General features: G+C 49.7%; 12 protein-coding genes. 10 read left to right on the top strand and 2 right to left on the bottom strand.

All coding sequences use genetic code 11. From position 1 onward, the window contains the following. The first annotated feature begins 121 nt into the window (after positions 1 to 121). The 8 genes from ACS18Q_RS08970 (at position 122) to ACS18Q_RS08935 (ending at position 9,751) form a co-directional block, all read left to right on the top strand. On the top strand, positions 122 to 1,753 hold the full coding sequence (locus tag ACS18Q_RS08970; RefSeq protein ID WP_014204847.1) for an ABC transporter substrate-binding protein: 1,632 nt from the start codon (positions 122 to 124) through the stop codon (positions 1,751 to 1,753). Positions 1,754 to 1,853: 100 nt separating this feature from the next. Further along, positions 1,854 to 2,774: an oligopeptide ABC transporter permease OppB gene (gene oppB / locus ACS18Q_RS08965; protein ID WP_004725271.1), complete on the top strand. Its 921-nt coding sequence runs from the start codon at positions 1,854 to 1,856 to the stop codon at positions 2,772 to 2,774. Positions 2,775 to 2,789: 15 nt separating this feature from the next. After that, entirely contained in the window at positions 2,790 to 3,692 is a 903-nt protein-coding gene (gene oppC, locus ACS18Q_RS08960) for an oligopeptide ABC transporter permease OppC (protein ID WP_004725273.1), read from the top strand. A gap of 30 nt (positions 3,693 to 3,722) precedes the next feature. Beyond that, positions 3,723 to 4,694 carry an ABC transporter ATP-binding protein gene (locus tag ACS18Q_RS08955; RefSeq protein ID WP_004725277.1) on the top strand — a complete coding sequence of 324 codons (972 nt, stop codon included), beginning with the start codon at positions 3,723 to 3,725 and terminating at the stop codon, positions 4,692 to 4,694. Continuing rightward, the gene (gene oppF / locus ACS18Q_RS08950) at positions 4,691 to 5,683 is read left to right on the top strand and encodes a murein tripeptide/oligopeptide ABC transporter ATP binding protein OppF (RefSeq protein WP_055466144.1); all 993 of its coding nucleotides are present in this window, start codon (positions 4,691 to 4,693) and stop codon (positions 5,681 to 5,683) included. Before ACS18Q_RS08955 ends, oppF begins: the two co-directional genes overlap by 4 nt. A gap of 158 nt (positions 5,684 to 5,841) precedes the next feature. After that, positions 5,842 to 7,245, top strand: coding sequence for an O-antigen ligase family protein (locus ACS18Q_RS08945; protein ID WP_441256952.1), 1,404 nt, complete (start codon positions 5,842 to 5,844; stop codon positions 7,243 to 7,245). Between the two features lie 125 nt (positions 7,246 to 7,370). Continuing rightward, the gene (locus ACS18Q_RS08940; protein WP_441256951.1) at positions 7,371 to 8,315 is read left to right on the top strand and encodes a glutathione S-transferase family protein; all 945 of its coding nucleotides are present in this window, start codon (positions 7,371 to 7,373) and stop codon (positions 8,313 to 8,315) included. Between the two features lie 158 nt (positions 8,316 to 8,473). Next, entirely contained in the window at positions 8,474 to 9,751 is a 1,278-nt protein-coding gene (locus ACS18Q_RS08935) for an MgtC/SapB family protein (protein WP_208549982.1), read from the top strand. Between the two features lie 105 nt (positions 9,752 to 9,856). Here the strand turns inward: ACS18Q_RS08935 and pta are convergent, their stop codons facing one another. Both pta and ACS18Q_RS08925 read right to left on the bottom strand, forming a co-directional pair. Beyond that, positions 9,857 to 11,998, bottom strand: a complete 2,142-nt coding sequence (pta, locus tag ACS18Q_RS08930; protein ID WP_038150995.1) for a phosphate acetyltransferase — start codon at positions 11,996 to 11,998, stop codon at positions 9,857 to 9,859. 141 nt (positions 11,999 to 12,139) lie between these two features. Then, a complete protein-coding gene (locus ACS18Q_RS08925) occupies positions 12,140 to 13,336 on the bottom strand; it encodes an acetate kinase (RefSeq protein WP_014204852.1) in 1,197 nt (398 codons plus the stop codon). A 349-nt stretch (positions 13,337 to 13,685) separates the two neighbouring features. Between ACS18Q_RS08925 and yfbV the strand changes: the two genes are divergently transcribed. Continuing rightward, on the top strand, positions 13,686 to 14,138 hold the full coding sequence (gene yfbV / locus ACS18Q_RS08920; protein ID WP_038150998.1) for a terminus macrodomain insulation protein YfbV: 453 nt from the start codon (positions 13,686 to 13,688) through the stop codon (positions 14,136 to 14,138). A gap of 254 nt (positions 14,139 to 14,392) precedes the next feature. After that, positions 14,393 to 15,358: an ABC transporter substrate-binding protein gene (locus ACS18Q_RS08915; protein ID WP_441256950.1), complete on the top strand. Its 966-nt coding sequence runs from the start codon at positions 14,393 to 14,395 to the stop codon at positions 15,356 to 15,358. Positions 15,359 to 15,370 lie beyond the last annotated feature (12 nt).

Genomic DNA, 15,370 nt, shown 5'->3' with positions numbered 1-15,370 from the left:
CTGTATGGGTTTAGGTTCTTTTAGTTTAGTTTTTGCACTAAGCAACCTAAGTGCTAGGCGCTCCGTTCTAGAAGCTCTTCAGAGAAGTCATGGATGCAAAATGAAAACTTGGAGTTTATGCATGTATAAAAATAAGATCACACAAGCCCTTCTTCTAGGCGCTAGCCTTGCAGTGGCAACCACTTCTTTCTCAACTCTCGCTGCTGTCGTTCCAGCAGGCACTAAACTTGCCGATGTACAGGAATTCGTTCGTGGTAACGGTACTGAAGTGGCGTCTATCGATCCACACAAAACCGAAGGTGTGCCAGAGTCTCACGTGATTCGTGATCTGTTAGAAGGTCTGGTGAACCAGGATGCGAATGGTAATACCATTCCTGGTGTTGCTGAAAGTTGGGAAACGACAGACAACAAAACATTTATTTTCCACCTGCGTAAAAATGCGAAATGGTCGAACGGCGATCCTGTGACAGCGGAAGATTTCGTCTACAGTTTCAAACGTGCAGTCGATCCAGCAACGGCATCTCCGTACTCTTGGTACCTTGAGATGACCACGATGGTGAATGCAGCAGACATCATCGCAGGGAAAAAAGACAAAGAAACTCTGGGTGTGAAAGCATTGGATGCGAACACGCTAGAAGTGAAACTGGAAACACCAGTACCATACTTTGTGAAAATGATGGGTCACACCACCGTGAAACCTGTTCACCGTGCAACGGTTGAAAAATGGGGCGATCAGTGGACCAAACCTGAACACTTTGTGGGCAACGGTGCTTATGTTGTCGACAAGTGGGTAGTGAATGAGCGACTGGAGCTGAAACGTAACCAGAACTACTGGGATAACGAACACACCGTCATCAACAAAGTGACTTACCTACCGATTGAAAACCAAGTTGCGGAAATGAACCGCTTCCTGTCTGGTGAAATTCAAATGACGTATGAATTGCCGCTTGAGCACTTCAAACGTCTGCAAAAAGAGTACCCAGAGTCAGTGAACGTGAAAGGCAACTTGTGTACCTACTACTACGGTTTCAACAACCAAAAAGCACCGTTTAACGATGTTCGTGTTCGTAAAGCGCTATCTTACGCGATTGACCGTAACATCATCACCGATGCGATTCTTGCGCAAGGTCAGAAACCTGCGTACTTCATGACGCCTGAAATCACCGCAGGTTTCCACCCAGAAATGCCAGCTTACGGCAAGATGACTCAGAAAGAGCGTGTTGCTGAAGCGAAGAAACTGTTGGCGGAAGCGGGCTATGATAAATCAAACCCGCTGAACTTCACGCTGCTGTACAACACTTCAGAAAACCACAAGAAGATCGCCACGGCGATTCAATCGATGTGGAAAACAACACTGGGTGTCAACATTACGCTTGAAAACCAAGAGTGGAAAACCTTCCTAGATTCTCGTCGTCAAGGAAACTATGACGTCACGCGTGCTGGCTGGTGTGGTGACTACAACGAAGCATCAAGCTTCCTGTCACTGATGCAGTCAAACAACAGCTCAAACGACCAGAAATATCACAATGCAGAATACGATGCAGTGATGGAGAAAGCGTTGACAGCGAAGACGGATGAAGAGCGTGAAGCGTTGTACGTTCAAGCAGAGAAACTGCTGGCGCGTGATATGCCAATCGCACCTATCTATCAATACGTTACTTCTCGTTTGGTGTCACCAACACTTGGCGGTTACCCAGAGAACAACGCAGAAGATAAGATCTTCTCTAAAGATCTTTACATCAAAGCTCAGTAAATCCTGAGCAAATAAAACTATAAATATATAGACACTGTATGTGCAGCGCACATACAGCGTCTTTTCATTTCCTATTGTCACAGACTGAAAGAGTGAGTTTATGATTAAATTCATTGCAAAAAGGATATTTGAAGCGATTCCAACCCTGTTGGTGCTGATCACAATATCTTTCTTTCTGATGCGTTTTGCACCAGGTAACCCATTTTCTTCTGAGCGTCCTTTGCCGCCGGAAGTGATGGCCAACATCAACGCGAAGTACGGCTTGGACAAACCTGTGTCCGAACAGTACCTCACCTATTTGACCAACATCCTGCAAGGTGATTTTGGTCCATCGTTCAAATATAAAGACTATTCAGTGAACGAACTGATCGCCAGCGCACTGCCTGTGTCGGCGAAAGTTGGTTTTGCTGCGTTTGTCTTTACCGTCATTATGGGGGTCGGGGTCGGAACCATTGCCGCTCTGAAACACAATACCTGGGTCGACTACACGATCATGTCGACCGCCATGCTCGGGGTGGTGATGCCATCCTTTGTGTTGGCTCCCGTACTGATTTACATCTTCTCCATCAATCTCGGCTGGTTCCCCGCCGGTGGGTGGCAAGATGGCTCCTTCCAATACATGGCGTTGCCTGTGATTGGGATGTCACTGCTGTACGTTGCAACGTTTGCGCGTATTACCCGTGGTTCAATGATTGAAACCCTGAACAGTAACTTTATTCGTACCGCTCGTGCCAAAGGCTTGAGCTATAGCTACATCGTGATCCGACATGCGTTAAAGCCTGCGCTGCTGCCAGTTGTATCGTACATGGGCCCTGCGTTTGTCGGCATCATTACCGGTTCTGTGGTTATCGAGACGATTTTTGGTCTGCCAGGGATTGGTAAGCTGTTCGTTAACGCTGCATTTAACCGTGACTACTCACTGGTGATGGGTGTGACGATTCTTATCGGTTTCCTTTTCATTCTCTTCAATGCGGTTGTGGATATTCTGCTCGCGTATATCGACCCTAAAATTCGCTACTAATTGGACACGGATATTATGTTAACCAAAAAAGAAAACTTAGAAGCGATCGAAAAGTTCACGGAGAACTTGGAAATTGAAGGTCGCAGCTTATGGCAGGATGCGCGCATTCGTTTTATGCGCAACAAAGCAGCAATGGTTAGCTTGTTCATTCTGACATTAATTACATTGGCCGTGATTTTTGTGCCGATGTTCTCTGCTTACACTTATGAAGACACGGACTGGTACGCCATGCACGCGGCGCCAACGGCTGAGCACTGGTTTGGTACCGACGCTTTGGGTCGTGACCTGTTAGTACGAACTCTGGTCGGTGGCCGTATCTCGCTGATGGTGGGGATCATGGGCGCGCTGGTTGCGGTGCTGATTGGCACGCTGTATGGCGCGGCATCGGGTTTCATCGGCGGCCGTACTGACCGCATCATGATGCGTGTATTGGAAATCCTGTATGCGATTCCGTTTATGTTCCTGGTGATCGTGCTGGTGACTTTCTTCGGTCGTAACATCATTCTGATCTTCGTTGCCATTGGTGCGATTGCGTGGCTGGACATGGCGCGTATCGTGCGTGGTCAGACGCTGAGCTTGCGCAGCAAAGAGTTTATTGAAGCTGCCCACGTTTGTGGTGTGAGCAAATGGCGAATCATTACCCGTCACATCGTGCCAAACGTACTGGGCATCGTTGCAGTGTACTCCACGCTGCTGATCCCAAGCATGATTCTGACTGAATCTTTCCTCTCATTCCTTGGTCTGGGTGTTCAAGAACCGATGACGAGCTGGGGTGCCCTGTTGCAAGAAGGTGCAAACACGATGGAAGTGGCCATTTGGCAGCTTCTGTTCCCTGCCGCATTCATGATCATTACCCTGTTCTGTTTTAACTACGTCGGTGATGGCCTGCGCGACGCGCTCGATCCAAAAGACAGATAATCAGAAAATTATAAGATTAAGGAAGCAATGATGAGCTTATTAGATGTCAAAGATCTGCGCGTCGAGTTTACCACGCAAGATGGTACCGTCACCGCAGTTAACGATTTGAACTTCTCACTCAATCAAGGTGAGACATTGGGTATCGTGGGTGAATCCGGTTCAGGTAAATCACAAACGGTATTCGCAATCATGGGCCTACTGGCGAAAAACGGGATCATTTCCGGAAGCGCCAAGTTCGAAGGCAAAGAGATTTTGAATCTGCCTGAAAAAGAGCTGAACAAAGTTCGTTCTGAGCAGATTGCCATGATCTTCCAAGACCCCATGACGTCGCTGAACCCGTACATGAAAGTCAGCGATCAGTTGATGGAAGTATTGATGTTGCACAAAGGCATGGGCAAAGCACAAGCCTTTGAAGAGTCGGTTCGCATGTTGGAAGCGGTGAAAATTCCGGAAGCGCGCAAACGTATCACCATGTATCCGCACGAGTTCTCGGGCGGCATGCGTCAGCGTGTGATGATTGCGATGGCGTTGTTGTGCCGTCCGAAACTGCTGATTGCCGATGAACCAACTACCGCACTGGATGTGACCGTTCAAGCGCAGATCATGGATCTGCTGAACGAACTGAAGCGTGAATTCAACACCGCCATCATCATGATCACGCACGATCTGGGCGTGGTTGCGGGATCGTGCGACAAAGTGCTGGTGATGTACGCCGGTCGTACCATGGAGTACGGCAGCGTGAACGACATTTTCTACAACCCAAGTCATCCCTACGCGGAAGGCCTGCTGAAAGCGATTCCTCGATTGGATACCGAAGGCGAAATTTTGCCAACCATCCCGGGCAACCCGCCCAACTTACTGCGTCTGCCGGTGGGCTGCCCTTATCAAGAGCGCTGCCATCGTGTGATGGACCGTTGTAAGCGTGAAGCACCGATTCTGACGCCATTTGGTGACGCGCGTCAGCGTGCTTGTTTTTCTGATTGGGAGGCTTGGACGAAATGAGTGTCAATAAACCTGTATTGTTAGATGTCAAAAACCTCAAGGTTCACTTTAGTATCGCAGCGAAATCCGCGTGGCCATGGACAAAACCGTCCACGTTGAAAGCTGTTGATGGTGTCAATGTCCGTCTTTATGAAGGCGAAACATTGGGCGTGGTGGGGGAGTCTGGCTGTGGTAAGTCCACCTTTGCTCGCGCGATCATCGGTTTGGTGCAATCGACGGAAGGCGAAGTGGTGTGGCTGGGGCAAGATCTGACCCGCATGCATGAAGTCAAACGCCGCAATACGCGCAAAGAAATTCAGATGATTTTCCAAGATCCCTTGGCGTCACTGAACCCACGTATGACGGTGGGCGACATTATTGCTGAACCGCTGCAAACCTTCTACCCAGAGCTGTCGAAGCAGGAAGTCAAAGATCGCGTGAAAGAGATGATGGCCAAAGTGGGTCTGTTGCCGAACGTGATCAACCGTTATCCGCACGAGTTCTCTGGTGGCCAGTGTCAGCGTATCGGTATTGCGCGCGCGCTGATTTTGAAGCCCAAGATGATCATCTGTGACGAACCGGTCTCGGCACTGGACGTATCGATTCAGGCGCAGGTGGTTAACCTGCTCAAAGAGCTGCAAAAAGAGCTGGGCTTGAGCCTCGTGTTCATTGCGCACGATTTGTCGGTGGTCAAACACATTTCGGATCGTGTCTTGGTGATGTATTTGGGCAATGCGGTGGAATTGGGCGAAGCAGACGAACTGTTTGCAAACCCGCTGCATCCGTACACCAAAGCCTTGATGTCGGCGGTGCCGATTCCGGATCCAAACTTAGAGCGCAACAAAACCATTCAGATGTTGGAAGGGGACTTGCCGTCACCGATTAATCCACCATCCGGTTGTGTTTTCCGTACGCGTTGCCCACAAGCGACGGCGGAATGTGCGCAAACCAAGCCACAAATCGAAGGCTCGGATACCCACTCGGTCTCTTGCCTGCACGTCAGTGCCTAAATTCAGCCTGTGACGGGCTTAAGCGCGGCTCTCTCGTGGGGTCGCGCTTTTTTTGTCTCTGTTCATCCTCATTTGGGGGTTAACTCAGCTTACATTTGCCATTTCTTGAATATCAATAATACTCAGGTTATTGAAAATCATCATGAAAGGTAGATGTGATGCGGCGCAGTGCGTTGTGGCAAACTCTCATCATCAAGCTGACACTGTGGTCGCTGATCATTTTCAGTTTCAACGTGTTCATTCCCCGCAATCAGGTGCTGCTGATTTACGATTCCAAACGTCTGGTCGTCTGTTTGTTGATCATGCTGTTCGCCGTCGGGTTACTGTGTTCGGCACGATTACGGCAATCGGTCATTGCCCTGTATCGATCGCTTGAGCAACCGACTCGAACGTTCGCACTCGGTTTCATCGCATTGAGTCTCATTGCGACGTTACTCAGTGACTATCGCATCAGCGCGCTGACGCACTGGTTTTACCTCGTTGGGTTGTTTTTGCTCCTCAGCGTCTTTTTTGACTACTTTCGTGTGGCACGCGCGAACCTTATGGGCTTGGCGCTGCTGCTCAACGGCCTGCTTTTCTTCAGTGTCGCCAGTGCGTTTTGGTTGCTGCTTTATCATCGTGAGGCGGTCAGTAACTCCACGTTTTTTGGATTTGCCAATCCGCGCTTTATCAATCAAGTGCACGTTTGGCTGGTGCTGCCCATGGCGTATTTGGTCGTGCGCGCTCGCAGGCGAAACCGGCGTGCGCTGCTCCCCCTGATATCCGTCGCGATGGCATTTTCAATTGGTTTTACCCTCAATGGTCGCGGGGTCACGCTGGCGCTTATCGCCGGTTTTATTTTGATGGCGCTGGTGGACAGGACGTTATGGCGTCAGTGGCTTGCGACTTTGTTGATCACTGGGTGCTTGGGCGCGTTGATCTCATTTGCGTTGTTTAATCCGTTGCCTTCTTATCTCTTGGGGATAGACAGCCAAGCCATCGTGTTGCGCACGACGACGTCCGACCGCCTGACTTTATGGGCGCAGGCGCTAGACCTTTCCTCTTTCTGGGGGCTCGGTGGTGGCGCGTTTGTCTGTCAGCCGCTGGTGTTTGGCCGCCCGCATAACTCGGTGCTCAATGTGCTGGTGCATTGGGGGTGGGGCGGTGTGCTTTGTTATGTGTCGCTTTGTTTGCTGCTGTTGTACAAGGTGGCCATCTCCAGATCTCGAATCACACAAGTCTTGGGGGCGAGTGTGTTGACTGGGCTGCTGTACAGCTTGGTCTCCGGTGTGTTGGATTCGCCGATGAGTCAACTGCTGGCCATCATGTCGCTGGCTGCTTTCTGGGCGTCGTTAAACCCTTTACGGCGTTCGGAGGTGGGGTCATACCGTGTTGGCCTTGTCAGCCACGCAGTCGTGTGGATGCTGGCGCTGGGCGCCATCATGGCGTGTGGCTATCGAATTTACGAGCGTGTGTCGCATTATCCTCAACAGTTCGATGAGATTGTCGATGTCAGAGCGCTGGGCATGAAAACCCAATTTTGGGTCGGACACAATTGCTTAGAGAAACCGGAGATGCCTTAAGTGAGTAATGTTGGCTAGTTCAAATTTTTCGAATAACTAAGCCAGAACTCTCCGGTTATATCCAATTTTTCAATATCTATAATGGACTTAAATACAGCATGATTTGAATAAAAACGAGGTGATTCATGGGTAAACTGGTCGAAGGCGTGTGGCAAAACGTTTGGTACGACACGAAAAGCAGCGGCGGACGCTTTGTGCGCGAAGATGCAGGCTTTCGAGGTTGGATCGACAATGACACAGATGCTCAGTTTGCGCCTGAGCCGGGTCGTTATCATCTCTACGTGTCGTTGGCGTGCCCGTGGGCGCACCGCACCCTGATTTTCCGTGCGCTAAAGCAGCTTGAGGCGTACATCGATGTCACCATCGTGTGCCCGGATATGATGAGTGACGGCTGGCAGTTCGGTATTCCTGAGCCGCTGTTTGGCCATACGAAATTGCATCAAGTGTATACGCAAGCCAAAGCCGATTACACTGGTCGTGTGACGGTGCCTGTGCTGTGGGATAAGAAAACCAATACGATAGTCAGCAATGAATCGTCAGAAATTATTCGCATGTTTAACTCAGCGTTTAATGCACTCACGGGGAACGAGGAGGATTACTATCCTGAGCATCTTCGTGCGCTGATTGATGAGTGGAACGAATACATCTATCCCAATATCAATAACGGGGTTTACCGTTGTGGCTTCGCGACCACGCAGGAAGCGTATGAAGAAGCCTACGAATCCTTATTCACGGCATTGGATAAAGTGGAAAGTCATCTTGCGACGCATCGATACTTGGCGGGCAATGTGATCACTGAAGCCGATTGGCGGTTGTTTACCACCTTGATTCGTTTTGACGCTGTGTATGTTGGTCACTTCAAATGCAATAAAAAACGCATCGCCGATTACCCGCATTTAAATGGCTATTTGAAAGAGCTGTATCAAGTACCGGGCGTGAAGGAGACTACAGACTTTTATCACATTAAACGTCACTACTATTTCAGCCACACCACCATTAACCCAACACAAATTGTGCCAGTTGGCCCAGATCTGGATCTGGAATCTGCGCATGGCCGAGACTCACTGTAAGGCTTGAACCGACACCTGATTGCAAAGCGCAGCCCGAGGCTGCGTTTTTTTGTGTGCTGATTGAATGCGCTGAAAAATAATCACAATTTCGCTCTGCTCACGGATTCATACGCCAATTTGCATACACTGAAATGAAGCGGGGTGGATGGGAGAGGGCGATGGATTTCAGTGACATCATGGCCGGCCAGAGTGTGATCTGGAATCTATTGGTGGCGCTGCTGTTGGGCGCCATTGTTGGCACGCAGCGCGGTTGGGTGAACCGCAACCATGTGGAAGGCAGCCGAGTGGCTGGCATTCGCACTTTCTCGCTGGTCGGCTTATACGGCGGCTTGTCTGCGGTACTGGCGACCCATTTTTCGCCGCTCATCCTTGGTTTTGCTTTGTTGGCGTTGGTCGCGCTGGCCAGCATTGCGTTCATCATGAAACAGCGAAACAGTCAGGACGTCAGTATTACCGGCGTGGTCAGTTTGTTGGTCACGTTTGTGATGGGCAGTTTGGCGGTTGCCGGAGAACCAGTGTTGGCGGCTGCGTCTGCGGTGATCACCGCCGTGGTGCTGGATAACAAGAAAGAGCTTCATCAGGCCTTGCAGAAGTTGCAAGAGTACGAGCTGGATGCAGCGCTGCGACTGATGTTGATTTCGATTGTGATGCTGCCTTTGTTGCCCAACCAAAGCTTTGGCCCATGGCAGGCATTAAACCCGTACGAAATTTGGTGGATGGTGGTGTTGATTGCCAGTATTTCGTTTTTGGGTTACTTCGCCATCAAGATTGGCGGTGCGAAGCGGGGTGTGCTGTTTACTTCGGTCTTTGCGGGGTTCAGTTCTTCGACGGCACTGACACTGCAATTTTCCAATCTGTCGCGTGAGCAGCCGTCGATCAGTCCGCTCCTGGCTTCGGGCATTCTACTCTGTTGTGGCACCATGTTCCCCCGTTTGTTGATTGTTGCTTCTCTCATTAATACCGAGTTAACGCCGATTCTTTGGCCGGTGATTGGGGTGATGATGATTGGGCTCTATCTGCCAGCATGGTTTATCTGGCGTACCACTCAAGTCGATTTTACCGAGGAGCAGACGGGCAAACACAAAAACCCGTTGGCCTTGCAGTCGGCGCTCTGGTTTGGGGTTATTCTGGCAGTGATTATGTTGCTGTCTCATGCGCTGTCGGATTGGTTCGGCCAGGTGGGAACCTTGGTACTGTCGGCGATCTCTGGGATCACGGATGTGGATGCAATCACTTTGGCGTTGGGGCGACAAAGTACACACACCTTGGATGCTTATACAGCGGCGATGGGGATCATCATTGCCGCGTCGGTGAACACGTTGGTCAAAATGGGCTTAGCGATGGGCATTGGTGGAAAAGCGCTGTGGATTCGCGTCGCGCCGGCGATGTTGCTGTCGGTGGTCGCGGGCCTGTTCACCCTGTGGTGGATGCATTAATCCAGTCACCTGTTTAAGCTGTATTTCCAAGCGATAAAACAGGATTCGGTGCCAATAAAAAAAGCCTTCGGAATCCGAAGGCTTTTTGACTCGAACGAAGAGCGATTATTTTTGCTCTTGGTCTGCTTGAATCGCAGTCAGAGCGATGGTGTAGACGATGTCGTCAACCAGCGCGCCGCGAGACAGGTCGTTCACAGGTTTACGCATGCCTTGCAGCATTGGACCGATTGAAACCAAGTCTGCTGAACGTTGTACCGCTTTGTAAGTGGTGTTACCTGTGTTCAGGTCTGGGAATACGAATACGGTTGCTTTACCTGCAACTGGAGAGTTAGGTGCTTTAGAAGCTGCCACGTTCTCCATGATCGCTGCGTCGTATTGCAGTGGACCGTCGATGATCAGATCAGGACGTTTTTCTTGTGCGATACGTGTTGCTTCACGCACTTTATCAACGTCTGCACCTTTACCTGATGTACCGGTAGAGTATGAGATCATCGCTACGCGTGGGTCGATACCGAATGCCGCTGCAGAATCTGCAGATTGGATTGCGATTTCAGCCAGTTGCTCAGCCGTTGGATCTGGGTTGATTGCACAGTCACCGTAAACCAGAACTTGGTCAGGCAGCAGCATGAAGAATACAGACGATACGATCGATGCATTCGGTGCTGTTTTGATGATCTGGAATGGGGGAACGATGGTGTTTGCTGTGGTGTGAACCGCACCAGAAACCAGACCGTCCACTTCGTTCGCTTCCAGCATCATGGTGCCTAGGAAAACTGAATCTTCTAGTTTTTCACGCGCCACAACTTCAGTCATGCCTTTCGCGCCACGTAGTTCAACTAGGCGAGCCACGTAGTTCTCACGAACTGAATCTGCATCGATGATTTCTACGCCAGCGCCCAGCTCAACACCTTGTTGCGCAGCAACACGGCGGATTTCATCTGGGTTACCTAGGAGCACACAAGTCGCGATACCGCGTTCAGCACAGATGGCTGCCGCTTTAACTGTACGTGGTTCGTCGCCTTCAGGCAGCACGATACGTTTGTTGGCACGACGTGCAAACTCAGTCAGTTGGTAACGGAATGCTGGTGGGCTCAGACGACGCGTACCTTGAGTACCTTCAGTCAGAGTTTCGATCCAAGCGCCTTCGATGTGGCTTGCAACGTGGTCACAAACAAATTCGATACGCTCTTTATCGTCAGCTGGCACTTCCAGGCTGAAGCTTTGCAGGTTCAGCGATGTTTGCCATGTGTTACCTTGTGCTTTGAAGATTGGCAGGCCAGTTTCAAACGCTGGTTTACACAGGCTCACGATTTCTTCTGGAATATCGTAGCCGCCAGTCAGCAGTACAGCACCGATTTCAACGCCGTTCATCGCAGCAAGAGACGCTGCAACGATCACGTCTGGACGGTCTGCTGAAGTCACCAGCAGTGAACCTGGACGGAAGTGCTCAATCATGTGCGGGATTGAACGCGCACAGAATGTGATGCTCTTGATACGACGCGTGTTGATGTCGCCTTCGTTGACTACGTCAGCATTCAGGTGTTTTGCCATGTCGATCGCACGTGTTGCGATCAGGTCAACATTCCAAGGCACGCAACCCAGAACACGGATTGGGCTTGAGTTGAAGATCTGCATCACTTCGATGTTGGCTTGTTTTGCGCTGTCAGAATCGTCAAAGATTTCAGACAGGTCTGGACGGGTACGGCCAGCTTCATCAACCGGTGCGTTCAGCTTGTTGATGATCACACCAGAAATGTTCTTGTTCTTCGTACCGCCGAAGTTAGAGCATGCCACTTCGATACGCTCTTTCAGCTGCGCAGGGTTGTGCGTGCCAGGCGTTGCGACGAACACAATTTCAGCACCCAAAGTTTTTGCGATTTCCGCGTTCACTTGGTTGGCGAATGGGTGTTTACGAGTTGGAACTAGACCTTCAACCAGCGTCACTTCTGATGAGTTGATTTGGTTGTAACGTTCAACCACTGTTTCCAGCAGAACGTCCATTTTTTCGCCACCGATCAGCGCTTCAGCAGACGACATTGACATTGGCTCACCAATTTTCATGTCGCTGTTGTGACCGACGATCGTTGAAGTCAGGTCGGGTTGGTCGCCACCGCTGCGAGGCTGTGCGATTGGCTTATAGAAAGAAACGCTTACACCTTTACGCTCCATGGCGCGTAAAAGACCCATGCTCACGCTGGTCAAGCCAACGCCAGTACTGATAGGGATAAGCATAATAGTACGGGACATTCGTAAAGTACCTCAACACTATTGATACAATCTAAGGGGTTTAGATTGAAAGGAACAAAGCCCAACGGCGTATTCGAGAAGAATAGGAGTTGAGCCCCTATAAAACACTGGCTAACTTTGCAGTTAGCCAGATGAATTTGATTAGATGTTGGTTAGGCGCGCTGTGTCTTCAGCGATAACCAATTCTTCGTTGGTCGAAATGACCATCGCAGGAATGTTGCTGTCTGCTGAAGTGATCACACCTTCGCCGCCGAAGCGTGCTTTCAGGTTCGCATCGCTATCGACTTTGATACCGAAGATAGACAGACGGTTCAGCACCATTTCACGGATTGGTGCAGAGTTTTCGCCGATACCGCCTGTGAACACGATTGCGTCCAGACGACCGTCCATGCTGGCAGTGTAACCTGCAACATATTTTGCTAGACGGTGACAGAACACGTCCATTGCGCGAGTTGCTTCTTCTTTAGCACCGTAGTTGTCTTCAACGAAACGGCAGTCAGAAGTCACTTCAGTCAGACCCAGAAGACCAGACTCTTTGGTCAGCATCTTGTTGATGTCTGCCACTGAGTAACCCAGTGTATCGTGCAGGTGGAATACGACAGCAGGATCGATGTCACCACAACGTGTACCCATCACCAGACCTTCAAGCGGCGTCAGACCCATTGATGTATCAACAGATTGACCGTTCTTGATTGCACAAACTGACGCACCGTTGCCTAGGTGGCAGTTGATGATGTTCAGTTCGTTTGCTGGTTTGCCAAGGCGTTCAGCGGCTTCGCGCGCGATGAACAGGTGAGACGTACCGTGTGCGCCGTAGCGACGAACACCGTGCTCTTTGTACAGTTTGTATGGCAGTGCGTACAGGTACGCTTCTTCTGGCATAGTTTGGTGGAAAGCTGTGTCGAATACGGCAACGTTCTGTAGCGCAGGGAATGCTTTTTGTGCTGCTTTAATACCCACGATGTGTGCTGGGTTGTGCAGTGGAGCGAAGCTTGCTGCGTCTTCGATACCTTTCAGAACGGTTTCGTCGATCAGTGCTGATTGAGTGAACTGCTCACCGCCGTGTACAACACGGTGACCGATGGCTTTCAGTTGCTCTGCCAGTTCTGGCTTAGAAGCAAGAATAGTTTCAACGATAAAAGTTAACGCTTCATCGTGTGCAGCGCCTTCACCCAGTTGTGCTTCGTGCTTGCCATCAAGTTTCCACTTGATTCGTGCTTCTGGAAGGTGTAGACATTCAGCAAGACCTGAAAGAAATTCGTCGCCATTTTGTGCATCAACAATAGCGAACTTGAGTGAAGAACTACCGCAGTTTAAAACTAAAACTAGCTTAGACATGAGTAACTACCTGTAATAGTCGGTTAGGATAAAAATCAACCACAAGAATAGCCGAACTGCCAAAGAGTGCGTACTAATCTTGGTCAATAAAACTTTAATTTCCGTATCGTAAGACGTGACAGTGTTAGTGAAATCGTCGGTGCATTCCGTGCAGCATTCGCCTCGGAGTTGCCTAATTTGTAAATAACGGCAACAATGAGATTGAGAGTTCGCAAAGGATAGCGATAATGGGCCAATATAACAAAAAAAATTTGAAACAATATTAGCTTTTGTCAAATTTTTACGCCATTTGTTGAATCATTCAACTATTTTTTAGGATGAATGTTCGCCAGAGAGTGAGGGGAATGGTATGAGTAATAGAGCCGGAATCGTTCTTAGCTTAAAAGATGGCCAGAGATACATGGATACATGGCCAATGCGCAAAGAATTGAACCTTCTTTTCCCGGAACAGCGCATTATTAAAGCGACGCGCTTTGGGATCAAAGTGATGCCAGCCGTTGCCGCAATCAGCGTGCTGACCCAAATGACATTTCAGAATGTGCAAGCGATGCCTCAGACGATTATCATCGCATTATTCGCCATCAGCTTGCCGTTGCAAGGTATCTGGTGGTTAGGCAACCGCGCCAACACACAACTGCCGCCAGCATTGGCCAGTTGGTATCGCGAGTTGTATCAAAAAATTGTCGAGACTGGATTTGCCTTGGAACCGATCAAATCCAAGCCTCGCTATAAAGAGCTGGCGATGGTGCTTAACCGTGCGTTCCGTCAACTCGACAAAACCGCGCTGGAGCGCTGGTTCTAAACAGCATAAAAAGGCCGTTTTGAGTAGTTCAAGACGGCCTTTTCTTCAAGTGAAAAAGCGTAAATAGTGAACTCCTCTTGATTTTGCGCTAAGTACCATATTCCCATCTCTCTTTTTGTTACTTTCCTGTTAAATCTTGCTTCCCTTTCCCCAAACTTACTGGTAATAATGTCGTTAGCTGCACGTTCCGTGCACAATAAAAACAAACAACACACAACATCAAAAATAATAATGCTTTAAATCAAGGAGTTAAGATGAAAGCAGGCAAAGCTATAGCTACCGCCGTTCTAGCCGGAGCTGCATTACTCTCTTCCCATACGGTGTTGGCAAATACTGCCAAAGTCGCCGTGTCACAAATCGTTGAACACCCTGCGTTGGATGCAACCCGTCAGGGACTTTTGGATGGCTTGAAAGCAAAAGGCTATGAAGAAGGTAAAAACCTTGAGTTTGATTTCAAAACCGCGCAAGGGAACCCAGCGATTGCAGTGCAGATTGCACGTCAATTTGTCGGTGAAAACCCAGACGTATTGGTTGGCATTGCCACGCCAACTGCTCAGGCATTAGTTGCTGCGACCAAATCTATTCCCGTCGTTTTTACAGCAGTGACTGACCCGGTCGGCGCCAAGCTGGTGAAGAAGATGGAGCAGCCGGGCAAAAACGTCACAGGCCTGTCCGACCTGTCTCCTGTTGAGCAACATGTTGAGCTGATCAAAGAGCTGATGCCAAACGCCAGATCGATCGGTGTGGTGTACAACCCAGGTGAAGCAAACGCTGTGAGCTTGATGGAACTGCTGAAAGTCTCCGCGAAGAAAAATGGCCTGCAGTTGGTGGAAGCCACGGCGCTGAAAAGTGCGGATGTGCAATCGGCGACTCAAGCGATTGCCGCGAAATCAGACATCATCTACGCACTGATCGACAACACAGTTGCCAGTGCGATTGAAGGCATGATTGTGGCAGCAAACCAAGCGAAAACGCCAGTGTTTGGTGCTGCGACGTCTTACGTTGAACGTGGTGCAGTGGCGAGCTTAGGCTTTGACTATTACCAAATTGGTGTGCAAACCGCAGATTACGTGGCTGCGATTCTTGATGGGGCCAAACCGGGTTCTTTGGACGTGAAAGTCGCGAAAGGGTCGGATTTGGTTATCAACGAAACTGCTGCGGACAAACTGGGTATGACGATTCCTCAATCCGTTTTGGATCGCGCAACCAGCGTAAAATAATAAAGGATTAAT

It is taken from the genome of Vibrio sp. Vf1514 (genome assembly GCF_052076135.1).
Classification (GTDB): Bacteria; Pseudomonadota; Gammaproteobacteria; order Enterobacterales; family Vibrionaceae; genus Vibrio; species Vibrio furnissii.
This window is presented reverse-complemented; position numbering and strand designations above follow the sequence as displayed.